The sequence below is a fragment of the Xanthomonas hortorum genome (assembly GCF_024339125.1).
GTDB classification, from domain to species: Bacteria; Pseudomonadota; Gammaproteobacteria; order Xanthomonadales; family Xanthomonadaceae; genus Xanthomonas; species Xanthomonas hortorum.
This window is the reverse complement of record NZ_CP101417.1, coordinates 303,578-327,933: the sequence shown is the minus strand read 5'-3', so window position 1 is coordinate 327,933 and position 24,356 is coordinate 303,578. Positions and strand designations below refer to the sequence as shown.

Annotated in this window: 19 protein-coding genes and 1 other RNA gene; 14 read left to right on the top strand and 6 right to left on the bottom strand. The window is 60.3% G+C overall.

The genetic code is table 11. The features are described 5' to 3' along the window. Positions 1–166 precede the first annotated feature (166 nt). Complete coding sequence (gene grxD, locus NMB96_RS01330; RefSeq protein ID WP_023905083.1) at positions 167–1,093, bottom strand: Grx4 family monothiol glutaredoxin; 927 nt, start codon at positions 1,091–1,093, stop codon at positions 167–169. 60 nt (positions 1,094–1,153) lie between these two features. On the opposite strand from grxD, the gene NMB96_RS01325 reads away from it, so the two are divergent. After that, positions 1,154–1,930: a polysaccharide deacetylase family protein gene (locus NMB96_RS01325; protein ID WP_255086008.1), complete on the top strand. Its 777-nt coding sequence runs from the start codon at positions 1,154–1,156 to the stop codon at positions 1,928–1,930. Positions 1,931–2,343: 413 nt separating this feature from the next. After that, positions 2,344–4,527 (top strand): TonB-dependent siderophore receptor, encoded by a 2,184-nt coding sequence (locus NMB96_RS01320; protein WP_255086007.1) that lies wholly within the window; start codon positions 2,344–2,346, stop codon positions 4,525–4,527. 461 nt (positions 4,528–4,988) lie between these two features. Here NMB96_RS01320 and NMB96_RS01315 read toward each other — a convergent pair whose 3' ends face one another. Further along, the gene (locus tag NMB96_RS01315) at positions 4,989–5,912 is read right to left on the bottom strand and encodes an IS110 family RNA-guided transposase (protein WP_183086592.1); all 924 of its coding nucleotides are present in this window, start codon (positions 5,910–5,912) and stop codon (positions 4,989–4,991) included. Between the two features lie 600 nt (positions 5,913–6,512). Here NMB96_RS01315 and NMB96_RS01310 point away from each other — a divergent pair. Then, positions 6,513–6,585: non-coding RNA, sX9 sRNA (locus NMB96_RS01310), on the top strand. A 34-nt stretch (positions 6,586–6,619) separates the two neighbouring features. Here NMB96_RS01310 and NMB96_RS01305 read toward each other — a convergent pair. The 3 genes from NMB96_RS01305 to NMB96_RS01295 are packed head-to-tail and all read right to left on the bottom strand — an operon-like array spanning position 6,620 to position 9,242. Continuing rightward, entirely contained in the window at positions 6,620–7,291 is a 672-nt protein-coding gene (locus NMB96_RS01305; RefSeq protein ID WP_255086913.1) for a methyltransferase domain-containing protein, read from the bottom strand. Positions 7,292–7,347: 56 nt separating this feature from the next. After that, entirely contained in the window at positions 7,348–7,971 is a 624-nt protein-coding gene (locus NMB96_RS01300; RefSeq protein WP_255086006.1) for an SGNH/GDSL hydrolase family protein, read from the bottom strand. Further along, entirely contained in the window at positions 7,971–9,242 is a 1,272-nt protein-coding gene (locus tag NMB96_RS01295) for a pyridoxal phosphate-dependent aminotransferase (RefSeq protein WP_255086005.1), read from the bottom strand. The genes NMB96_RS01300 and NMB96_RS01295 overlap by 1 nt, the downstream gene beginning before the upstream one ends. A gap of 292 nt (positions 9,243–9,534) precedes the next feature. On the opposite strand from NMB96_RS01295, the gene NMB96_RS01290 reads away from it, so the two are divergent. From NMB96_RS01290 to NMB96_RS01260, 7 genes are all read left to right on the top strand, one after another. Next, positions 9,535–11,700: a type I secretion system permease/ATPase gene (locus tag NMB96_RS01290; protein WP_255086004.1), complete on the top strand. Its 2,166-nt coding sequence runs from the start codon at positions 9,535–9,537 to the stop codon at positions 11,698–11,700. Then, entirely contained in the window at positions 11,697–13,118 is a 1,422-nt protein-coding gene (locus NMB96_RS01285; protein ID WP_255086003.1) for an HlyD family type I secretion periplasmic adaptor subunit, read from the top strand. Before NMB96_RS01290 ends, NMB96_RS01285 begins: the two co-directional genes overlap by 4 nt. Before the next feature lie 163 nt (positions 13,119–13,281). Continuing rightward, on the top strand, positions 13,282–13,875 hold the full coding sequence (locus NMB96_RS01280; protein WP_255086002.1) for a hypothetical protein: 594 nt from the start codon (positions 13,282–13,284) through the stop codon (positions 13,873–13,875). Further along, complete coding sequence (locus NMB96_RS01275) at positions 13,872–14,795, top strand: hypothetical protein (protein WP_255086000.1); 924 nt, start codon at positions 13,872–13,874, stop codon at positions 14,793–14,795. The genes NMB96_RS01280 and NMB96_RS01275 overlap by 4 nt, the downstream gene beginning before the upstream one ends. Before the next feature lie 473 nt (positions 14,796–15,268). Beyond that, the gene (locus tag NMB96_RS01270; RefSeq protein ID WP_255085998.1) at positions 15,269–15,997 is read left to right on the top strand and encodes a hypothetical protein; all 729 of its coding nucleotides are present in this window, start codon (positions 15,269–15,271) and stop codon (positions 15,995–15,997) included. Next, on the top strand, positions 15,988–16,968 hold the full coding sequence (locus NMB96_RS01265) for an IS5 family transposase (protein WP_183086593.1): 981 nt from the start codon (positions 15,988–15,990) through the stop codon (positions 16,966–16,968). The genes NMB96_RS01270 and NMB96_RS01265 overlap by 10 nt, the downstream gene beginning before the upstream one ends. 72 nt (positions 16,969–17,040) lie before the next feature. After that, positions 17,041–18,207, top strand: a complete 1,167-nt coding sequence (locus tag NMB96_RS01260) for a calcium-binding protein (protein ID WP_255085997.1) — start codon at positions 17,041–17,043, stop codon at positions 18,205–18,207. 104 nt (positions 18,208–18,311) lie between these two features. Here NMB96_RS01260 and NMB96_RS01255 read toward each other — a convergent pair whose 3' ends face one another. Then, complete coding sequence (locus NMB96_RS01255; protein WP_183086593.1) at positions 18,312–19,292, bottom strand: IS5 family transposase; 981 nt, start codon at positions 19,290–19,292, stop codon at positions 18,312–18,314. Positions 19,293–19,319: 27 nt separating this feature from the next. Here NMB96_RS01255 and NMB96_RS01250 point away from each other — a divergent pair, with 27 nt between their 5' ends. The 4 genes from NMB96_RS01250 to NMB96_RS01235 are packed head-to-tail and all read left to right on the top strand — an operon-like array spanning position 19,320 to position 24,325. Further along, positions 19,320–20,759, top strand: a complete 1,440-nt coding sequence (locus NMB96_RS01250) for a calcium-binding protein (RefSeq protein WP_255085996.1) — start codon at positions 19,320–19,322, stop codon at positions 20,757–20,759. A gap of 26 nt (positions 20,760–20,785) precedes the next feature. After that, positions 20,786–22,153 (top strand): IS5-like element IS1478 family transposase, encoded by a 1,368-nt coding sequence (locus NMB96_RS01245; protein ID WP_011035783.1) that lies wholly within the window; start codon positions 20,786–20,788, stop codon positions 22,151–22,153. Next, positions 22,146–23,354, top strand: coding sequence for a calcium-binding protein (locus NMB96_RS01240; protein ID WP_255085994.1), 1,209 nt, complete (start codon positions 22,146–22,148; stop codon positions 23,352–23,354). Before NMB96_RS01245 ends, NMB96_RS01240 begins: the two co-directional genes overlap by 8 nt. Beyond that, positions 23,345–24,325, top strand: coding sequence for an IS5 family transposase (locus NMB96_RS01235; RefSeq protein ID WP_255084985.1), 981 nt, complete (start codon positions 23,345–23,347; stop codon positions 24,323–24,325). The genes NMB96_RS01240 and NMB96_RS01235 overlap by 10 nt, the downstream gene beginning before the upstream one ends. Positions 24,326–24,356 lie beyond the last annotated feature (31 nt).

The window sequence follows — 24,356 nt, the reverse complement described above, 5'->3', positions numbered from 1 at the left end:
GCCGCCACCGAGCCTCCATGGACGGATTCACGGCGTGTCCCGCGAGCGGCGAGGGCACCGCGCCCTCGACCCTCGATGGAACACCACAGCTCTAAACCGAGACAGCAACAGTACGCACAGGCGAATCAACAGCTACATCACCACTGCTGCGCAATTGTCGTGGTACTCAGTACTTCGCCACGCCGTTGTCCACCTGGTCCGACCACGCATCGATGCCGCCGGTGACGTTGTAGACGTTGCTGAAGCCCAAGCTGCGGAAGTGCTCGGCCGCCTGCAGGCTGCGGCCGCCGCGGTGGCACAGGAACGCCAGCGGGGTGTCCTTGGGCAGCTGCTCGATGGCGGCACGCTCGTGCGCATCCAGCGTGCGGAACGGGGCGGCAACCGAAGCCAGCGCACGCTCGTCGGCCGGGCGCACGTCCACCAGGGTCAGCGTGCCGGCTTTGAGACGGTCGTCGGCATCGCGCACCGACAACTCCTGCACCGGCTTGGGCGCGTTGGGGTTGTCGATCGCCAGGCCGCGGCCGCGGATATCGTCCACCCAGTCGATGGTGATGCCGTCGGCGCGGCGCGCGCTGGCCAGGTCGAACTGCACGCGCAGGCCGTTGGATTCGGCCGCGATGGCGTTCGGGTTGGTCGGCGCCAGCTGGAAGTTCGGCTGGAAGTCGGCGTCGATGGACAGCGTCAGCGAGGCGTCCGGCGCATCGGCCAGCGCGCCCTTGAGCATCTCGACCGCCGCCGGGGTGACGGTGATCTTGGGCGGCGTCCGGTCTGGCGCCTGCAGGCCGAGCATGCTGCTCAACTCGCCGCTGTCGGCCATCTGCAGGATGATGTCGCTGCCGCCGACCAACTCGCCATCCACGTACAACTGCGGAATGGTCGGCCAGTCGCCATAGGCCTTGATGCCTTCGCGGATGTCCTGGTCGGCCAGCACGTTGACGTGGGCATAGTCGATGCCCAGGCCGTCCAGCACGCCGACCGCCTTGGCCGAGAAACCGCACTGCGGCATGCTGGGCTGGCCTTTCATGAAGAGCACCACGCGGCTGGATTGCAGCAGCGTATCGATACGGGAACGCAGGGCGGGATCGAGGGACATGGCAGCACTTCGGTCAGATCGTGGAGGCGGACCATTCTACGCCGCGTGGCATCATGCGGTATGACCACGCTGCAAACGCTGTATCGCATTCCCTCACATCCTTACCGCTGGGTTGGCCTGCTGGCGCTCTCGCAGGCCGCAGTGGCGCTGTTGTGGTGGCACCTGGGCTGGATCTGGGGCGTGCCGGCGCTGTTGTTGTCGCACGCGCTGTTCGTGGTGCCGGTATTCCTGCCGCGCGCGCGCCTGTATGCACCGGTACTGGCACGCCTGCCCGGACACGCGCCGCAGGTGTGGCTGACCATCGACGATGGCCCCTCCGACGACACCCCGGCGATGCTGGAATTGCTGGACGCCTACGCTGCCAAGGCCACCTTCTTCGTGGTCGGCGCACGCGCCGAGCAGCGGCCTGAGCTGGTGCGCGAGATCGTGCGTCGTGGGCATGGCATCGGCAACCACAGCCACACCCATCCGCAGGCCTGGTTCTGGGCGCTGGGGCCGCGCCGCATGGCGCAGGAAATCGGCCAGGCGCAGCGCGTGCTGGCCACCATCACCGGGCAGGCGCCACGGCTCTACCGCTCGGTGGTGGGCATGACCAACCCCTTCGTCGCCTCGCCGCTGCGTGCGCACGGCCTGACCCGTGTGGCCTGGAGCGCGCGCGGCTTCGATGGCGTGCGTTGCGAGCCGGACGCCACCATCGCCCGCATCGTGCGCGACCTGCGCCCCGGCGCGATCGTGCTGCTGCACGAAGGTGCCGCGCACGGCCACAACCTGACCATCCTGCGGGGCGTGCTGGAGGCGATGCAGGAGCGTGGCTTGGTGGGCAGGCGTCCGGACTGAAGGTTCCCGGCAAAGTGGCTGCGTTCACCGCGAGGCGCGCCCGGTGCTTAGTCCTTCGATGCCGGCACGTCGTGCTGATTGTGCCGTGCATGCCCGCCTGAGGCCGCTCGCTGCGCTCTGTCAGCTGCGTCAGGATGCAGCTGGCACAGCGCCGGATGTGACGCGTGCGCAGGCCCATGTGCCGGTCGCGGCGTCGCCGCCGGTCTGTCGGCTTGCGATCACCCGCTGCGACAAACAGACGTCAATCGCAGCCGTCAGCGGCAGACCTTGTGCCCTGATCTATTGACAGCGATTTAACCTGGATCGAACATGCGCGCCCCAGCCAGCAAACGGCGCGCGCCTTCTCACGGCGCGGCCGCGCCAGCCTCAGTGGCCGTCATCGACGGCAATGTTTCGCTCATGAGGCTGACACCATGTCTTATCGCATTGCTCCTGCGCGCGCTGTTGTGCGTGCGGATGTCTGTTTGTTGAACGCTCGCCTGTCGTATTCCTTGCTGGCGCTGGCCTGCGCATGGCCGTTGTCTGCGATGGCGCAGTCGAGCACGCGCGATCCGGTCGACCTGGACCGCATGCAGATCCACGCGCATCGCGGCGCTGCCACCGAGGGCACTGACTCCTACACCGCCGATGTCGCGCGCAGTTCGACCAAGCTGCAACTCTCGCTGCGCGAAACGCCGCAATCGGTGGTGGTGGTGACGCGCCAGCAGATCGTCGACCGCAATCTGCAATCGCTGCAGGACGTCACCGACACCGTGGCCGGTTTCAACTCGCCGACCTGGGATACCGAGCGTACCTATATCAACGCGCGCGGTTTCGAAGTGGACTACTACCGCATCGACGGCATCCCCACCGACTACAGCGGCGATGTGCAGCAGAACATGGCGATCTACGACCGTGTGGAAATCATCCGTGGTGCCAACGGGCTGACCTCCGGTGCGGGCAGCCCGGCCGCATCGATCGATCTGGTGCGCAAGCATGCCGATAGCGACGTGTTCACCGGCCGCGTGGATCTGTCGGTGGGGCGCTGGGACCGCTATCGCGGCACCTTGGACCTGCAATCGCCATTGAACACGGCAGGCAACGTGCGCGGACGGGTGGTGACCAGTTACGAAGACAAGCAATCGTTCCGCGATTACTACAGCAAGCAGTCGTCGCTGTTCTACGGCATTGTCGATGCCGATTTCAGCAATGCCACCAGTGGTTACATCGGCGTCAACAAGCAGCGCAACGACGGTCGCGGCACCACCTGGGGCGGCGTGCCGGCGTACTTCAGCGATGGCAGCCGCACGGATTTTGCCCGCTCGGATTCGTTCACTCCGCGCTGGGCGCGCGGCGTGGCCGACACCACCAATGCCTTCGCCGGCCTGAGCCATCGCTTCGACAACGGTGCGCAGCTGCATGTGGAGTATTCGCATCAGCGTTTCGAGGCCGATTGGAAATCGGTGCTGTTCGGCTATCTCGATTATCCGGACCGCGACACCGGCCTGGGCCTTGCCAGCAACTTTGGTGGCCGCTATCCCACCTTGAGCGCGCAGAACAGTCTGGATGCCTACGCCACGGTGCCGCTTATGCTGTGGGGCCGCGAGCACGAACTGGTGGCCGGCGCCACCTGGATGAATCGCAACCTGCGCAGCTGGTCCAACGCACCACTGCAACCGCTGAGCGCCGAAAGCGTGTACGCCTGGACCGGCTGCATGGCGCAGCCGGAGTGGACGCCGCTGAGCAAGGGCGAAGAGCGCGAGGTGCGCCAGGTTGCCGCCTACGCTGCCGGCCGTTTCAGCCTGACCGATGCGCTCAAGGCCATCGTCGGCGCACGCATCACCGACTGGAAGAACACCGACCAACTGGTGCCGGCCAACTCGTACGAACGCCGCGGCCGCACCACGCCGTACGCCGGCCTGATCTTCGATGTGGACGATCACCATTCGCTCTACGCCAGCTACACCGGCATCTTCAAACCGCAGAGCAATCGAGACCGTAGCGGGCGGTATATCGAACCGCTGGAAGGCAACAGCTACGAGGTCGGCGCAAAGGGCGAGTACCTCGGCGGCCAACTCAATGCAGCGTTGGCGCTGTTCCGTATCGAGCAGGACAATCTCGCCGTCAACGACCCCGGCCAGTTGGTGCCCGGCACCACCGATCAGGCCTATCTCGCTGCCAAAGGCACAGTCAGCCAGGGCGTGGAATTCCAGCTCGATGGCCAGCTTTCGGAACAATGGCGCATCGCGTTCGGCTTTGCCCAGTTCGATGCCAACGACGCCAGCGGCGTCGACGTGAATCCAACCAGTCCGCGTCGCGAAGCGACGTTGTTCACCAGTTGGCAAACCGGCCCATGGCGCGTTGGTGGTGGTCTAAGTTGGCAGTCTGCGATTCACGAATTGATGTCCGGGCCACAGGGCACCACGCAGCGGTTGACCCAGGGCAGCGTGCTGCTGGCCAACGCGATGGCGCGCTACGACATCAATCAGGCCTGGTCGGCGCAGCTCAACATGCGCAATCTGTTCGATCGCAAGTACTATGCCAACATCGTCTACCAGAGCCAGTTGATCTATGGCGACCCACGCGATGTGGAGCTGACGATGTCCTGGAAGTTCTGATCTCGCTCAAGGCGCCAGCCGCTGACGGCATCCATGCCGCCAGAGGTCCCGCGACGGTGTGCGGGCAAGGGCCGGTCGAGAGGGTCGGTGTGCATGGCTTTCAACAAAGCAATCAGCGAACTCTCTGGTGCGGTGAGGGCGCCGCGCGCTCGACTAACCAAGCCTTTGCCTGCATCTGAACGACGCGGCGACTCTGTAACTCGGTTGTCCTGATCGCTTGTCCTGAAGTGATTGGTCAGCGTGGATAGATCAGTTGTAGAGCGGTTGATCTGCGGCTTGGCTGCAGGGCCCTTGCCCGCCCACCATCGCAGGACACGCCGCAAGTACGTCCGTGTAGCAACTGTGTTGATCAGGACCTCAACCCGCGACCTTTGAGCGGTTTCCTTCAGGCGCGTTCATCGGTAGGTGCCGGCCGCTGGCCGGCACGCTTTTTTGCGTTTGCGCATGGCCGTCAAATGCGCTCAGGCGGGCTGCATGGCGGCTCTTTCATCGCGCACGCGCGCATTGAGGATGACCAGCATCTTGCGCATCACCGCCACAAGGGCGACCTTGCCCTCCTTGCCGCGTGCCCGCAGCGCTCTGTAAAAATCGCGCAGACGTGGCTCGTGCCGAGCTGAGGACATGGCCGCCATATACAGCGCCTGTCGGATGTCGGCTCGGCCTCCGCCAATCCCCCGTTTACCTCGCATCGCGCCGCTGTCGCGCGAGAGCGGGGCAACGCCAACCAATCGGGATATCTGCTTTCCGCTGAGCGTCCCAAGCTCTGGTAACCGGCACGCCAGCACGGCCAGCAGCACCGGACCGACCCCTTTGAGCGTCTTCAACGCAGCCAGGTGCGGTTGCTCGGTGAGTAGCGTCTTCAGCTGCCCGGCGATCAGTTTGTCTAACCGCGCCACACTGCGCACAAGCTGGTTCACGTTGCCCTGCAGCAGCTTGCGCAGCGCTTTTTCCGCAACCTGCAGCAGCTGCTGCCTTGCTGTTTTCAACAGATCCACCAGTTGCCGACGGGCACGCACATGCTCGCCCAGATCGCGCTGCCATGGTTCCAGTGGAACATACTGATGGAGCTCCATCTTCTCGGCCATGCAGGCCAACATGGCGGCGTCCAGCCGGTCGGTCTTGGCCAGTCCCAAACCGTTGGCCAAGTTGCGTGCCCGTTGCGCATTGACGCGCGCCACCGGCAATGCGGCGTGATGCAAGGCATCCAGCGCTGCCAGCTCGTAGCCCCCGGTCGCCTCCAGCACCACCTGCCGCACCGACAGCGTATTCAGCCAATCGACAAGCTTCCGATGACCGCCTGCGGTGTTGGTGAACTGACGGGTCTGGCCTCGAAAAACCGCAACGTCAAGAGAGTGTTTGCACACATCGATCCCGATTCCGCTCATGGGAAATCTCCGCTAGGCTAGAAATGTCGAGAGCTCCCTCGCCTGCCCAGTCTTATCGTTTCGAGTGTCACCTCGGGCAACTGTTCGGGCGAATCAAGGGAGAATCCGGCGTGGGTACCAAGCTACACGGCGATCGCTGAGATCCAGGCTCTCACGGTGGCCCACGCCGGCTCTCGACACCTAAACTGCCAGATTCCGAACAGATAAGGCTCTTACGCGGCATCCATGCCGCGTAAGGTCCCGCGACGGTGGGCGGGCAAGGACCTGTGGGGTTGGTCGGTGTGCATGGTGCAAGCAATGCATGACGTGCGCTGCTTGGATAACGCTGCGGCCGATCAGCTTCGCAACGCAAAATGCAACGCGATCAACAGGCAGGCTTTCATCAAACTACCGACCAGCTTTCTGGTGCGGTGTCCTCGCCGATTGCGGGACCGTGTGGCGGCATGGATGCCGCCACCGAGCCTCCAGGGACGGATTCACGGCGTGTCCCGCGAGCGGTGAGGGCACCGCGCACTCGACCAACGCAGCTTGAGATCAGCCTCATAGCGCTAAGAACGGACTACGCAGCCGCCAGATCGCTGCGGCCGTGCTCGGTGCGGCATGTACCACGCCTACACTCCGTTTCCTCCGCGCCTCCACACCCGCCTGGCGACCTCGCTACGTTCTGTTAGCCGTTCTAAATCGAGCCGAGCACTTCGTGCACCGCCTCAGCGCGGTTCGGCCACGATCAACCAGTTGTTGAACGGCGTATTGCCATACAACGGCGCAAACGTCGCGCGCAGACCTGCGGCATCCAACTGCGCCTGCAGGCTGTCGCGGGTGGGGTAGCTGCGCGGCATGCGCTGCATCCAGCCGCTCAGATGCGCCAGCACGTCGGTGACGCGGCTGGTGCGGCCACGGCTGCTGGCATCGCCCAAGGCACTGCGGATCACCAGCTTCGCGCCCGGCGTCAGCATCTGCGCCACGCTGCGCAGCAGGTTGGCCTGCATGTCGTCCTGCAGATACTGCAGCACATCCAGAATGGTCACGCTGCCGCGGTGTTGCGGCCATGCCACGCTCAGATCGACCACGGCGAACTGCGTGTTGCCCAGTGCCGAGCGCTGCGCGATGTGTTGCGCGCGGCGGATCTTGGACGCATCCACATCCACCCCGTGATACGCCAGTGCCTGACCGTCGGCACGCAATGCATGCGCGAGCAGGCCCAGCCCGCAGCCCAGATCCAGTACGGGCGCCGATGTGCTGCGCAACTCGGCCAGCACGCCCGGATACAACGGATCGGTGCGCAGCTTGGCTTGCGTGTAGTAGTAATCGTAGCGATTGCCCAGCGGATGCGGCGGCAGAAACGCGCGCGCGATCGCCAGCGCCTGCGCGCGGCTCATGGGTTGGGTGGCGGTGGTCTGCAATGTCGTTCCTTGGCAGTGAGCGTGTTGCGCGGCTAGCTTAGGGCATCGCGCGCCGCAGGCAGTGCCAATGCGGTCCAGCGCGCATACATCGCGCCAGAGGGATGCAGGCCATCGTCGACCAGCATGTCTGCCGCATCGCCGCCATCGCGGCTGGTGGCGGTAATGTCGACAAAGCGCACGGCACGTTTGGCGCAGAGATCGGAGGCGACGCTGTTGAAGGCATCGATCTGCGCGGCAATCAGCGCCGCATCGGCGCCCTGGGCATGCGCGAACGGGGTGAGCCCCCAATCGGGAATCGACAGCACGAACACGTGCGCTGCACGACCGCCCGCGAACCCGATCGCACGCTGCAACAGCGCATCGAACTGGCTGCGGTACTCGTCCAGCGACCGTCCGCGGTATTGATTGTTGACGCCGATCAGCAGGCTCACCAGCTCGAATGGCCCCTGCGGTGCGGCTGTATCGATGCCGGCCTGCAGCTCGTCGGTGGTCCAGCCGGTGGTGGCGATGATCTGCGGCGGCGCTACGTTCCAACCGTAGGCACGCAAACCCTCGACCAATTGCACCGGCCAGCGCTGCGCAGCCGCAACGCCTTCGCCGATGGTGTAGGAATCGCCGAGCGCCAGATAGCGCAACGGCGTACCAGGCGCCGCCATCAGGCCACGCTGCGCGACTTGAGCGGCACCACTTTGGTCACTGCTTCGGCCCGTCGTGCCAGTGCGCGGTCGATACGTGCGAACACATCGCGCATCACCGTCGCTTCCGGCATCAGGGTCACGCGGAAGTGGTGGCGGTAGGGCACGTTGAAGCTGGAACCCGGCACCACCAGCACGCCTTCCTCGTTCATCAGCTCGAGCGCGAATTCGTGGTCATCGAAATTACGCGCCGCCGGACCGACCACCGCCGGGAACGCGTACAGCGCACCGGCCGGCGCCACCAGCGACAAGTGCTCACTGGCTGCGCAGGCCTCGATCACCGCACGGCGGGTTTCGTACAAACGCCCACCGGGCGCGCACAGCGCCGAGATGGTGTCCGGACCGTTCACTGCCGCATCGATGGCGTACTGGCCCGGCACGTTAGCGCAAAGGCGCAAGGCGCCGAGCAGGTCCATCGCATTGCGCAGATCGTTGACGCGCGATTGCTCGCCCGACAGTAGCCCCCAACCCACGCGCCAGCCGCAGGCGCGGTGCACCTTGCTCAGCCCGCCGAAGGTGATGCACGGATGCGCGCCGGCCAGCGGCGCGACTGGTACGAATGCAGCGTCGTCGTACAGCACCTGGTCGTAGATTTCATCGACCATCAGTAACAGATTGTGCTTTGTGGCAATGGCCACGATGCGCTCCAGCAACTCGCGCGAATAACTAGCGCCGCTGGGGTTGTTCGGATTGATCAGCACGATGGCGCGGGTGCGCGAAGACACCAACGTCTCGATTTCCACCGGATCCGGCTGGAAGCCGTTCTCCGGCGCGCAGCGGTAATACACCGGGCGGCCGTCGTTGAGGATGGTGGCGGCCGACCACAGCGGATAGTCGGGCGAGGGCACCAGCACTTCGTCGCCGGGATTGAGCAGCGCACGCAGCGACAGGTCGATCAACTCGCTGACGCCGTTGCCGATGAAGATGCGGTCCGGATGCGCATCCGGATGCTGGCGCCGCGAATATGCCGACGCGATCGCCTCGCGCGCTTCCGGCAAGCCTTGCTGATGGGTATACGGATCGGTGCGGCCCATGTCGTCGGCGATCGCGCGCTGCAGATGCTCCGGCGCACGGAACCCGAACGCACCCGGGTTACCGATATTGAGCTTGATCAGCTTGCGACCCTGCGCCTCCAGCTCCCGCGCTCGCCGCGCCAGCTCGCCCCGGATCTCGTAGCGGACTTCGGACAGACGCTCGCGAATGACGAGCGGCTTTTGCTGGGCTGTGGACATACGGCAGGCCGGTTGTAGGCGTGAGGCTTGGCATGGTAGCGGAAATATGACAGGCGGGCATGCTTGCATCGGCAACGATGTCAAGGGGGCGGCTAGGCGTTAGCGGCTGGTTGGAGGGGCTGGGTCCTAGTCACCCCATTTGCACGATCAAGTGGCGGCGTCTCAGCTTGGGAGACGCTTGATTGAGAAGATTGATCGAAGTCGAGGGGTCGACTGATTGACAGCTTCTTAACATCTCCAGATTCTATTCCATCACTTGAGCCCGGCTTGGGCTCTACAGCAAGGAACGCGTATGTCAGGGGGAAGTGCGTCGCTCTCGTTGCTCGAGGGCGGCTCGTCGGTGCAAGACCGACCGGATCTGGGACTACAGGGGCTGGTCCTGCTAGCGCAATTTCATGGGGTTGCCGCCGACGCGGTGCAACTGGCGCATGGGTTTGGCCGAGGCGGGGAGCCGTTCGACGAAACCACGTTGCTGCTGGCCGCCAAGCAGTTGGGGCTGAAAGCCAAAGTCGTTGCCCAGCCGGCCGCACGGATCGGCATGGCCGCGTTACCGGCCCTGGCCCTGGTACCGGATGGCGACGCCTTTATCGTCGCCAAGGTCGGCGCGGACCAGATCCTGATCCACGATCTGGTTGAAAAGCGGCCGCGCTCCATCTCGCCCGCCGAATTCGAAGTGCGGTACCGGGGGCGGTTGTTGCAGGTCGCGTCCCGGGCTTCGGTACTCGGCGACCTGGCCAAGTTCGACTTCAGCTGGTTCATTCCGGCAGTGGTCAAGTACCGCAAGTTGATGATCGAGGTTTTTATCGTCTCGTTCTTCATCCAGCTGTTCGCGCTGATCACGCCACTGTTCTATCAAGTGGTGATGGACAAGGTGCTGGTGCATAACGGCCTGACCACTTTGGACGTCATCGCAATCGGGCTGGTCTCGATGGCGGTGTTCGATGTGCTGCTATCGGGACTGCGCACCTACGTCTTCGCCCACACCACCAGCAAGATCGACGTGGAGCTGGGTGCGCGCCTGTTCCGGCATGTGTTGTCGCTGCCGTTGGCGTATTTTGAATCGCGGCGGGTCGGCGACACCATCGCGCGCGTGCGTGAGCTGGAGAACATCCGCAACTTCCTGACTGGACAGGCGCTGACTTCGGTGCTGGACCTGTTCTTTACGGTGGTCTTTCTGTCGGTGATGTTCTGGTATAGCGGTTGGCTGACCTTGATCGTGGTGCTGTCGTTGCCGCTGTACGCCACGATCTCGGGACTGATCACCCCGGTGCTGCGCCAGCGTTTGAACGACAAGTTCGCGCGTGGCGCAGACAACCAATCCTTCCTGGTGGAGACGGTCAGCGGCATCGGCACGGTCAAGGCGATGGCGGTGGATCCGCGTGTGACCCGCACCTGGGACAACCAGCTGGCCGGCTATGTCAGTGCCGGTTTCAACGTCACCCGCATTGCAACGCTGGGCCAGCAGGGCGTGCAGTTGGTGCAGAAGCTCACCGCTGTCGCAGTGCTGTTCTGGGGCGCCAAGTTGGTGATGGAAGGCAAGCTGTCGATCGGTCAGTTGATCGCCTTCAACATGTTGTCCGGCCAGGTCACCGCGCCGATCATTCGGTTGGCTCAGTTGTGGCAGGACTTCCAGCAGGTCGGTATTTCGGTCGAGCGCTTGGGTGACATTCTCAATACTCGCACCGAGGTGCCGGGCAGTCGCCTGGCACTGCCGCCGATTCGCGGGCAGGTGACGTTCGAGCGTGTCACGTTCCGCTACCGGCCGGATGCACCCGAGGTGCTCAACGGGATCGAGCTGGACATTCGCCCAGGCGAAATCATCGGCATCGTCGGCCGTTCCGGATCCGGCAAGAGCACGCTGACCAAGCTGGTGCAGCGGCTTTACACGCCTGAGCGTGGGCGGGTGCTGATCGATGGCCAGGATCTGGCACTGGCCGATCCTGCCTGGTTGCGCCGTCAGCTGGGTGTGGTGCTGCAGGAGAACTTCCTGTTCAACCGCAGCGTGCGCGAGAACATCGCATTGACCGATCCCGGCATGCCGCTGGAGCGGGTGATCCATGCCGCCAAGCTGGCAGGCGCCCACGAATTCATTCTGGAATTGCCCGAAGGCTACGACACCAAGGTTGGCGAGCATGGCACCGGTTTGTCTGGCGGGCAGCGCCAGCGCATTGCGATCGCGCGCGCACTGATCGGCGATCCGCGCATTTTGATTCTCGACGAGGCGACCAGCGCCCTGGACTACGAATCGGAACACGCAGTGATGAGCAATATGCGCGCCATCTGCAAGGGGCGCACCGTGCTGATCATCGCGCACCGCCTTTCCACCGTGCGGCAGGCAAATCGCATCGTCGTGGTGGAGAAGGGACGCATCATCGAGAGCGGTTCGCATGCCGAGCTGGTCGACCGGCCGGAAGGCCAGTACGCGCATCTATATAGACTGCAACAGGGGACACCATGAAGCACCTGCTCCAGGGATGGCGCGATTTCTTTCTCCGCTATTTCAAGATCTTCAAATCGGCCTGGGCGGTGCGACGCCAGCTCGACCCGCCCGAGCGCAGCGCGGACGAGCGCGCCTTTTTGCCGGCGCACCTTGAACTGACCGAAACACCGGTCTCGCCAACCGCGCGCTGGACGATGCGCATCATCATCGGCTTCTTCTGTGTCGCGCTGTTATGGGCCTGCCTGGGCAAGCTCGACATCGTCGCCGTGGCGCCGGGCAAGACCGTGGTCGACTCACGGACCAAGGTGGTGCAGACGGCAGAAACCGCAGTGGTGCGCAGGATCCTGGTGCGCGATGGCCAGGCGGTGAAGAAAGGCCAGCTATTGGTCGAACTCGATGCCACCGCCACCGGCGCCGAGTTTGCGCAGGCCGGCGACGCCTTGGTCAACGCACGTCTCGGTGCACTTCGCCAGGCAGCGTTGGCAACCGCCATTGCGACCGGGCAGCCGCCACGGCTGGATCCTGCCTCCGATCTGCCGGCAGAGCGAGTCGCCAACGAGCAGCAATTAGTCAGCAGCCAGTTCGATGCATTCCAGGCGCGCCGACACAACCTGCAAGCCAGCATCGCCCAACGCCAGGCCGAACTGCAGACCACCCAGGACGCGATCGAACCGCTGGCCGAATCCGCACGCATTTCGAAAGTGCGCGCGGAAGATTACGGCCGCTTGGTCGAAGGCAAGTATGTCGGCCGCCACGACTATCTGCTGCGCGAACAGGAACGCATTGCCGCAGAAAGCCAGCTCGCCACCCAGCGCAACCGCCTGCAGGAAATCCGCTCGGCGATCAGCGCGGCGCAGGAAGAGTTGCGCGTGCTTGTCACCGACACACGCCAGCAAGCACTGGATGCCTTGCGCCAGGCAAGTGAGCAAGCTGGCCAACTGACCCAGGACGTCGCCAAAACCGGGCAGCGAGACAAACTCATGGCCCTGCACGCACCCGTCGACGGCACGATCCAGCAGCTCGCCGTCCACACAGTAGGCGGTGTGGTCACGCCCGCACAGCCGTTACTCGTCGTAGTGCCAGCCGAAGAAGCACTGGAGGTAGAAGTCACCGTCTTGAACAAGGACATCGGCTTCATGCGGGCTGGCCAACCGGTCACCGTCAAGGTCGACAGCTTCCCCTACACCCGCTACGGCTACCTGACCGGCACGGTCGCCAGCGTGTCCCACGACGCAGCGCAAGACGAAAAGCTGGGCCTGGTATTTCCCGCACGCATCAAATTGAACGGCAGCACGCTGCAAATCGATGGGGTCAAGGTGCGGATGAGTGCCGGGATGAGCTTGAGTGCTGAGGTTAAAACGGGCAAGCGGCGAGTGATTGATTATTTGTTGAGTCCTTTGCATCAGCACGGATCGGAGTCTTTGAGGGAGCGCTGAAAAATATCTATTGCAAGTAATTCTAATGCTTGGATTGGGGTAGCTGCCTGCATAATCATTGGTTTAAATAAATCTCATCCGGTTGCGCAGATGATTTTGGACTGAGTTATTGTGAGGTGCTTTTTTCTGTGAAATGCATGGGTGAATAATTTCGGGAGGTATTATGAATATTAAGTTAGATAAAAATAGGCGTGGTGGCCATGGAGGCTCTGAAAAAATAAGCTCTGCTCGGTTGATATCACTTGGGGCGCTAGTCAACTGTTTTCTACCAATGGTGGGTTTCTCAATATCGGGTTTTTATAGCAACTTCATTGCATCCAGTATGGCTGGCTCAACTAACTTTATCTGGTTGCGGGCTCTGGAAACTAGCTTTCCAGAAAGTGCCTTTGTACTGACTCTTTCCGGGCTTCTAGCTCTGCTGATCTCGTATGTTCCTTTGTATATTGCCGTTTCTCGAATATCGCTCGTTAAGTTGGCTATATTTAAAGACACCATTATGGTGTCTCTACATAAAGAAGGAATGCCTTATAGGTTTTCTGGCCTATTGGCCCCCTTGATTACCTCAGTCATCTCATTGGCCGTGGTTATTGGAGGGCCTGTAGATATGGCAATTTTCTGTAACGGAGGAATGTGTATATCTGAAAATCCTATAATTTTTGTAATTTCGCGAATTGCAATTTTCTGTCTTATCTACGCCTCTAGCTTGTGCGCTTTTGTCTGGGGCATGGCCTACTCAAAATTAAGGAAGATGAAATGACTTCGACTACTCCCGTGAGAGATGGAATATATAGTGCAATTATTTTGGAGTCAGAAAGGTTGCCTGCTAAAGATCCTAAGCCGCCACAAGATATGAACGCTGAGGAGCTAAATAATTATATAAAAAAACAAATTCAAGACTCATATGTCGACGGGGCTGCTTCACTTGTCCAGGCATCGCTGCTCCCAACCGAGCAGGCCGCTTTAGCTGAAAAGGCACGCTGGTCTCAAATGGCTGCCCAGAATGCCGAGTCAGCTGCCTTTATGCGTCGATTAGCAAATAGTATGGCTGATGCCGTTTCGCAGACAGGTGGAGCCTCAACAACTCAGGAGGCTATGATAATTAATAATCTCCGTCGTGCAGATGCTTTTCTAGGTCAGGCAAATACATATATTGGAAACGCGTTGGAAAGCGGGGCTACTGCAAAGTCGCTAAAGGCGATAGGTGGTGCAGTGGGTGCTGCCGCTAGTTTGTATGGGTTGGCAATGAATGGCGTAAGCGATGGATTGCAAGGGGTCGGAAAAGGTGGTGCCAACATAGCTGCAGGTCTAGGGGTGGCTGCTTTAGCTGAGGCTTATCTAGCACCTGCAATAGCTGCATCCTTAACGGCCGCGGGTTACGGAGCCGTTACTGCTGGAGTTGCAGCAGGAGCCGCGGTTGTTGCTGCCGGCTTCGTAGGTGGCGTAATCGGTAACGTACTCTATGATAGCGGTATTACAAAGTGGATTGGTTTAGATTATTTGATGGAAAGGCTATGGATAATGGCCTCGGTGCATTCATTCAAGGTCTCGGTGAATTTGGTGGTTGGCTGGGTTCTGAGCTTTATGATTTGCTACATCCTAATCCAGAAGGCATTCCAGGTAATGTCAATGACAAATTTAATGATGCGGCGAAATTTATCCCGCGAAGAGATCCGCTGACACTTGATTTGGATGGGGATGGGATCGAGACCCTTGCAGCAAGTCATGGCGTACTTTTTGATCATGATGGCGATGGAGTGAAAACTGGTACCGGCTGGGTATCTTCGCACGACGGGCTTTTGGTTTTAGATAGAAATGGAAATGGCGTCATAGATAATGGTGGTGAGTTGTTCGGGGCAGATACTGTGCTCGCTAATGGACAAAAAGCAACGTCAGGATTTGAAGCGTTGCGTGGCCTCGACTCCAATGGAGATGGGGTATTTAACAGATTTGATTCGAGTTTTTCGTAAGTAAGAATCTGGCGCGATCTCAATCAAGACGGTATTTCTCAGGCGGTAGAGCTATCCACTCTGGAGAGTGTTGGGGTCGCATCAATTGAGCTTACCCCTTCCACTGCAGATGATCTCGATCTCGGTAACGGTAACGTTGTTGACAATCGTGGATCTTATACCCGGGTTGATGGGAGTAAGGGCTTGGCCGGCGATCTGCAGTTGGCTATGAACAATTTTTTCCGTGATTTTAGTGGGTCATTAAGTCCCATTGAAGTAACGGATGAGGCGGATGTATTGCCAAGTCTAAAGGGCAGCGGAGCAGTGCGGGATTTGAAAGAGGCTGCGAGCCTGTCTTCAGAATTACTCGCTTCTGTACAATTGATATCTCCCGGAACATCTCGTGATTCGATGAGGGCTTTGCTCGACACGATTCTTGCCCAATGGGCGGCGACCTCCACAATGCAAAGCAGTGAAGAGATGCTTGAATCTGTCGGGGGAGCGCGCGAGCTTCATTATCGTGGCGTTCTCCCATCCGATGTCGCGGCCCAAAGCGCCGAAGCTATAGATGCTTGGATCAAGCAGCAGCATGCAGAGCTTGGTCCAATGATTGCCATCTTGGAAAAATTCAATGGCTCCAGTCTGATCAGCTATCGTTATGATCAAGCGTCGACCGGGGGTAGTTCCTATTCATGGAGCGAGTTGTCCAAGTTGGACGGAACTAAGTTTTTTTCTATGAGTATTTTATTGCAGCCCGAGCAGGTCGAAGCGCTCAGAGCTGCCTATGCCAGCTTAAAAGAGTCGGTTTATGCAGGCTTGGTGATGGAGACGCGTCTAAAAAGTTATTTGGACGGCGTTAGGGAACCTCTGAACAACGCACCACAGATACGCGACACTACCCGCCTCATGTTGAGGAGTGATCCATGCAACTGACGTTCGGTGACGCTGAGGGCCTGGGCAAGCGCAAGCAGACCCGGCGGGAGATCTTTCTGGCCGAGATGGAGCAGGTGGTTCCGTGGCAGCAACTGCTCGGTCTGATCGCGCCGCACTATCCGGTATCGGGCCGGCCAGGTCGGCAGCCGTACGCACTGGCGACGATGTTGCGGATTCATCTGCTGCAGCAGTGGTATGCGCTGAGCGATCCGGCGATGGAAGAAGCACTGCACGAGATCCCGACCTTGCGGCGGTTTGCCCAGCTCGGTGGCTTGGACAACGTTCCGGACGAGACCACGATTCTCAACTTTCGGCGCCTGCTGGAGACCCATGGCCTTGCCGCGCGGATGCTGGAAGCGGTCAACGCGCATCTGGCGCGCAAGGGCCAGAGCCTGCGGTCGGGCACGATCGTCGATGCGACGCTGATCGCGGCGCCCAGTTCGACCAAGAATGCCGACAACGCGCGCGACCCTGAGATGCATCAGACCAAGAAGGGCAATCAGTGGTATTTCGGGATGAAGGCGCACATCGGCGTGGATGAATTTTCCGGGTTGGTGCACCACGTCCATTGCACAGCCGCCAACGTCGCCGATGTCACGGTGATGCACACGTTGCTGCATGGCAAAGAAGACAGCGTGTTCGGCGATAGCGGCTACACCGGTGCGGACAAACGCGAAGAACTGCAGGCCTGCAAGGCTGCATTCTTCATCGCCGCCAGGCCCTCGACGATGCAAGCCCTCGGCAACAAACGCGAGCGTGCTCGGGAAAGACGTTGGGAACACTTCAAGGCCAGCGTGCGCGCGAAGGTGGAGCATCCATTCCGGGTGATCAAGCGCCAGTTCGGCTACACCAAGGTCCGCTATCGCGGCCTGGCCAAGAACACCGCGCAGGTGCTGACCTTGTTTGCGCTATCGAACCTGTGGATGAAGCGAAAGCAGTTACTGCCGACGATGGGGAACGTGCGCCTGTAACCCGGGCAACACCCTGCAAACGCGCCGGAAACGGCAAAAAAATCGAGGATCTGAGCGCCGTCAGCCTGGTCGATGTGGTTAGGCTCATCCTCCGATGCCGTTGATCAGACCATCCCTAACGGCCCATATGCGCTCAATCAGGTGCGTTTTGCCGATGGAACGGTTTGGGATGCTGCACAGATCAAATTGTTGGTGCAGGCCTCGACGGGCGGGAATGATCAGCTGACCGGCTACCAAGGCAACGATAGCCTTTCAGGTGGGCGTGGCGATGACACTATCTATGGTCAAGCCGGAGACGACCTGCTTCAGGGTGGTGAGGGTGGTGATAGCCTGTCAGGCGACACGGGTAATGACCTGCTGTTCGGTGGCACTCAGAACGACATGCTCTCGGGTGGCGAGGGCGATGATCAGCTGGATGGCGGGACAAACAATGACACGCTCTATGGTGGCGGTGGCAATGATCGCCTGGATGGCGGAACCGGCAACGACTACTTGAGCGGAGACGCAGGAAGCGACATTTACCTGTTTGGTCGCACTTCTGGCCAGGACACGATCAGTAACTACACCTATGACAGTGGTTCTACTGACGTGTTGGAGTTGGCTGCAGATGTTGCGGTATCAGATGTGACGATTTGGCGCTATAGCGATGACTTGGTACTGGCGATCAAGGGCACGGATGCTCGCATTACGGTAAGTAGCCATTTCTACAACAATGCCAATGGGCCGTACGCACTCACTCAGGTGCGTTTTGCCGATGGAACGGTTTGGGATGCCACACAGATCAAGTCGTTGGTGCAGGTTTCAACGGCCGGGAACGATCAGCTGACCGGCTATCAAGACAACGACAGTCTTTCTGGTGAACGCGGTGATGACACCATCAACGGACAAGGCGGGGACGATCTGCTTGACGGTGGTGAAGGTGCCGACAGCCTCTCAGGGGAGGCGGGCAACGATCGGTTGGTTGGTGGTACACAAAACGACACACTGTATGGTGGTGAGGGGGATGACCAGCTCGATGGCGGGGCGAACAACGACACACTTTACGGTGGTGGAGGCAATGATCGTCTCGAAGGCGGTATTGGCAACGACTACCTGAGCGGGGATGCCGGAAGCGACACCTACGTGTTTAGCCGAACCTCCGGGCAAGACACGATCTTCAACTACACATACGACAATATGTCGAATGACGTGCTGGAGCTGGCTGCTGACGTTGCCGTCTCAGACTTAAGGATGGTCTGATCAACGGCATCGGAGGATGAGCCTAACCACATCGACCAGGCTGACGGCGCTCAGATCCTCGATTTTTTTGCCGTTTCCGGCGCGTTTGCAGGGTGTTGCCCGGGTTACAGGCGCACGTTCCCCATCGTCGGCAGTAACTGCTTTCGCTTCATCCACAGGTTCGATAGCGCAAACAAGGTCAGCACCTGCGCGGTGTTCTTGGCCAGGCCGCGATAGCGGACCTTGGTGTAGCCGAACTGGCGCTTGATCACCCGGAATGGATGCTCCACCTTCGCGCGCACGCTGGCCTTGAAGTGTTCCCAACGTCTTTCCCGAGCACGCTCGCGTTTGTTGCCGAGGGCTTGCATCGTCGAGGGCCTGGCGGCGATGAAGAATGCAGCCTTGCAGGCCTGCAGTTCTTCGCGTTTGTCCGCACCGGTGTAGCCGCTATCGCCGAACACGCTGTCTTCTTTGCCATGCAGCAACGTGTGCATCACCGTGACATCGGCGACGTTGGCGGCTGTGCAATGGACGTGGTGCACCAACCCGGAAAATTCATCCACGCCGATGTGCGCCTTCATCCCGAAATACCACTGATTGCCCTTCTTGGTCTGATGCATCTCAGGGTCGCGCGCGTTGTCGGCATTCTTGGTCGAACTGGGCGCCGCGATCAGCGTCGCATCGACGATCGTGCCCGACCGCAGGCTCTGGCCCTTGCGCGCCAGATGCGCGTTGACCGCTTCCAGCATCCGCGCGGCAAGGCCATGGGTCTCCAGCAGGCGCCGAAAGTTGAGAATCGTGGTCTCGTCCGGAACGTTGTCCAAGCCACCGAGCTGGGCAAACCGCCGCAAGGTCGGGATCTCGTGCAGTGCTTCTTCCATCGCCGGATCGCTCAGCGCATACCACTGCTGCAGCAGATGAATCCGCAACATCGTCGCCAGTGCGTACGGCTGCCGACCTGGCCGGCCCGATACCGGATAGTGCGGCGCGATCAGACCGAGCAGTTGCTGCCACGGAACCACCTGCTCCATCTCGGCCAGAAAGATCTCGCGCCGGGTCTGCTTGCGCTTGCCCAGGCCCTCAGCGTCACCGAACGTCAGTTGCATGGATCACTCCTCAACATCAGGCGGGTAGTGTCGCGTATCTGTGGTGCGTTGTTCAGAGGTTCCCTAACGGTCTGGCGTTCCAGTGATGATCTGGTGCTAGCGATCAAGGGCACGGATGCGCGCGTTACGGTGAGCAGTCACTTCTACAACGATGCCAATGGGCCGTATACGCTCAATCAGGTACGTTTTGCCGATGGAACGATCTGGGATGCCGCACAGATCAAGTCACTGGTGCAGGCCTCTACGGCCGGGAATGATCAGCTGATCGGCTATGAAGGCAATGACAGTCTTTATGGTGGGCGTGGTGACGATACCATCAACGGACGAGGCGGAGACGACCTACTTGACGGTGGTGAGGGTGCTGACAATCTATCCGGTGAGGCGGGTAACGATCGACTGTTCGGTGGCGCACAGGGCGATACGCTCTATGGCGGCGAAGGCGATGATCAGCTGGATGGTGGAGCGAACAACGACATCCTGTATGGCGGTGGAGGCAATGATCGTCTTGAGGGTGGTTCCGGCAATGACTATCTGAGCGGCGATGCCGGAAGCGACACTTATGTATTCGGCCGCGCCTCAGGCCAAGACACGATCAGCAACTATAGCTATGAAACTACGTCTACTGACGTAATTGAGCTAGCTGCGGATGTTGCTGTGGAAGATGTCACCATCTGGCGCTACAGCAATGATCTCATGCTGGCTATCAAAGGAACTGATGCGCAGATTCGGGTTGGGAGTCATTTTTACAACGACGGTAGAGAGTTGTATGCGATAAACCAGATACGTTTTGCCGATGGAACGGTGTGGGATGCCACACAGATCAAATCGTTGGTGCAGGCCTCGACAGCAGGAGATGATCAGCTAATCGGTTACCAGGGCAGTGATAGCCTTTCTGGAGGGCGTGGCGATGACACCCTCAACGGCCAAGGTGGAGGCGATCTACTCGATGGCGGTGAGGGCGCGGATAGCCTTAATGGTGAAGCTGGAAACGACGTGCTGCTCGGCGGTGCCCAAAACGACAGGCTGTACGGTGGAGACGGCAATGACCGCCTAGATGGCGGTGCAGGCAATGACTACCTGAGCGGAGACATCGGAAGTGACACCTATGTGTTTGGTCGCACCTCTGGCCAGGACACGATTAGCAACTACAGCTATGACAGTGGCTCCACGGACGTGCTGGAGCTGGCTGCGGATGTTGCTGTGGCTGACCTTATGGTTTGGCGTTATAGCAACGACCTGATAATGGCAATTAAAGGGACAAATGCGCAGATCACAGTAGGCAGCTATTTCTATGAATCTGGAAGCACTTCCTACACAGTCGGAAAGATCAGTTTTGCTGATGGAAATTCTTGGGCCTATGCGGATGTGCTTAATTTGTCGCCCCTGAAAAACCCCCAATCACCCAACGCCCGCAAGGCCTTGATGTCTGCAGCGGCGTGCCAGAACTACCAGTTTTCGCTACGCTGAAGGCTGGTTTCTGGCAATTTCCACTCATGCATACACGCCGTCCTGCTGCCGAGCACATGCCTGCCGAGGAGTTGTTTCGTTCGCGCCTGGAGAACCAGATCGATCTGCGGCATCCGCTGGCGCAGCTGAGCCAACGGATGCCGTGGACGGCGTTGGAGCAAGCACTTTCATCGCGCTTGCCGGCCACCCAGGCTGGTGGCGGTCGGCCGGCATTGCCGGTGCGGCTGATCGCCGGTTTGCTCTACCTCAAACACGCCTACGACCTGTCCGATGAGGCGGTGTGCGAGCGTTGGCTGGAAAATCCGTATTGGCAGTTTTTCACTGGCGAGGTCGTGTTCCAGACGCGCTTGCCGTGCGATGCCAGCTCGCTGACGCGCTGGCGTCAGCGGCTTGACGAAGCGGGGATGGAAGAGTTGCTGGCACACACCATCAACGCTGCACATGCCATGCAGGCGGTGGACGCACGCGAGTTGTCGCGGGTGATCGTGGACACCACGGTGCAGGAAAAGGCGATTGCCTATCCGACCGATAGTCGGTTGCTGGAGGTGGCACGCAAGAAACTGGTGCTGCTGGCCAAGCGTTACGGCATCGGGTTGCGGCAGAGCTACGCACGGCAAGGTCCGGCCCTGAGCCGCAAGGCGGGCCGCTATGCGCATGCACGCCAGTTCAAGCGCATGCAGCGCGTGCTGCGACGTCAACGCACGGTCTTGGGGCGGGTGTTGCGCGATATCGCGCGCAAGCTGGACCAGGTGGAACCCGGCGTGCGCGAGCGCATCGCGGTCTGGCTGGAACGTGCGCAACGGCTGTACACGCAGCGTCCGAAGGACAAACAAAAACTGTACGCATTGCATGCCCCGGAAGTGGAATGCATCGGTAAGGGCAAGGCGCGTCAAGCGTACGAATTCGGCGTCAAGGTCGGCATTGCGGTCACCGCCTGCAAGGGATTGGTCGTGGGTGCGCGTAGCTTCCCGGGCAACCCGTACGACGGCGACACCTTGGCCGAGCAGCTGGAGCAGACACGCGGGTTGCTGCAGGATCTGAGCGTAGAACCGACGGTGGCGATCGTGGACCTGGGCTATCGCGGGCGCGAGGTCGATGGCGTGCAGGTGCTCCATCGTGGCAAGGCCAAGACGCTGACGCGACGGCAATGGCGCTGGATCAAACGACGGCAGGCGGTGGAACCGGTGATCGGACATCTGAAAGACGACTGCAGGTTGCGTCGCTGCAGGCTGAAAGGTGCACAAGGCGATGCGCTGCACGTACTCGGCTGCGCCGCCGGCTACAACCTGCGCTGGCTGCTGCGCTGGATCGCGTTTTTGCGTGCCTGGATGCGGGCGATGGGATGGCCATCCTTTAGCGCCGTGCCGCTGTCGCCGATGACACTTGGTGCTTGAAGGGGGTTTTTCAGGGGCGACTAATTTAGTAACGCAGCAGCCAACTACGCAGAACTACATTTATGGCACAGCCGAATCAGATATTATCCAGGGTACTTCTTCGCTTGAGAATATATATGGGTACGGCGGTGACGATGTGCTGGATGGTGGGGCAGGCAATGATACGCTTGACGGCGGATATGGCAACGACGTGTACCGTTTTGGTCGAGGCTCCGGCAACGACATCATCACAAATAACGATTGGGCCGCTGGTAAGCGCGATGCGATTGTCATGGGCGAAGGGATTAGTACCGAGGACGTAGCTGTAGCACGGGAAGGCGACAGTCTCGTGTTGAGCGTCAAGGGCACCTCGGACAGCATCCGAGTCAATAGCTATTTCTACGCGGATGCAACCTACGGGTATCAGGTGGAAGAGGTCCGCTTTGCCGATGGCGCTACCTGGGACATTGCTGCCATCAAATCGCTAGTCCAACTAGCAACAGATGGCAACGACACATTGATAGGATATGCGAGTGCCGATTCACTTAGCGGCGGACTGGGTGAGGATAATTTATCCGGCATGGGTGGAGACGATAGTCTCCGAGGTGGGATCGGTGCCGACACCCTCTATGGCAATGAGGGTGATGACACACTTGATGGCGGTGATCAGAACGATCGTCTCTACGGCGGCACCGGGAACGACCTGCTGCTTGGTGGCGTCGGCACGGATAGTTTATCTGGCGAGAATGGCGACGACCTTTTAGACGGTGGCGCAGGCAACGATACCCTTGACGGTGGCTTCGGCAACGATGTCTACATCTTCGGGCGTGGCTCTGGTAATGATCTCATCGTCAACTACGACTGGACCGCAGACAAACGCGATGCGATCGTCATGGGTGAAGGCATTTCTACCGGAGACGTTTCGGTAGCACGGGACGGCGATAGCTTGGTGCTGAGCATCAAGGGCACCTCGGACAGTGTCCGAGTCAATAGCTATTTTTATGCTGATGCGACCTACGGCTACCAGGTGGAAGAGGTCCGCTTTACCGACGGCACAACCTGGGATATCGCTGCAATCAAGGCGCTGGTCCAGGTGGCCACAGACGGCAACGATTCACTGACCGGCTATGCCACTGCCGATACGCTTAAGGAACCTCTGAACAACGCACCACAGATACGCGACACTACCCGCCTGATGTTGAGGAGTGATCCATGCAACTGACGTTCGGTGACGCTGAGGGCCTGGGCAAGCGCAAGCAGACCCGGCGCGAGATCTTTCTGGCCGAGATGGAGCAGGTGGTTCCGTGGCAGCAACTGCTCGGTCTGATCGCGCCGCACTATCCGGTATCGGGCCGGCCAGGTCGGCAGCCGTACGCACTGGCGACGATGTTGCGGATTCATCTGCTGCAGCAGTGGTATGCGCTGAGCGATCCGGCGATGGAAGAAGCACTGCACGAGATCCCGACCTTGCGGCGGTTTGCCCAGCTCGGTGGCTTGGACAACGTTCCGGACGAGACCACGATTCTCAACTTTCGGCGCCTGCTGGAGACCCATGGCCTTGCCGCGCGGATGCTGGAAGCGGTCAACGCGCATCTGGCGCGCAAGGGCCAGAGCCTGCGGTCGGGCACGATCGTCGATGCGACGCTGATCGCGGCGCCCAGTTCGACCAAGAATGCCGACAACGCGCGCGACCCTGAGATGCATCAGACCAAGAAGGGCAATCAGTGGTATTTCGGGATGAAGGCGCACATCGGCGTGGATGAATTTTCCGGGTTGGTGCACCACGTCCATTGCACAGCCGCCAACGTCGCCGATGTCACGGTGATGCACACGTTGCTGCATGGCAAAGAAGACAGCGTGTTCGGCGATAGCGGCTACACCGGTGCGGACAAACGCGAAGAACTGCAGGCCTGCAAGGCTGCATTCTTCATCGCCGCCAGGCCCTCGACGATGCAAGCCCTCGGCAACAAACGCGAGCGTGCTCGGGAAAGACGTTGGGAACACTTCAAGGCCAACGTGCGCGCGAAGGTGGAGCATCCATTCCGGGTGATCAAGCGCCAGTTCGGCTACACCAAGGTCCGCTATCGCGGCCTGGCCAAGAACACCGCGCAGGTGCTGACCTTGTTTGCGCTATCGAACCTGTGGATGAAGCGAAAGCAGTTACTGCCGACGATGGGGAACGTGCGCCTGTAACCCGGGCAACACCCTGCAAACGCGCCGGAAA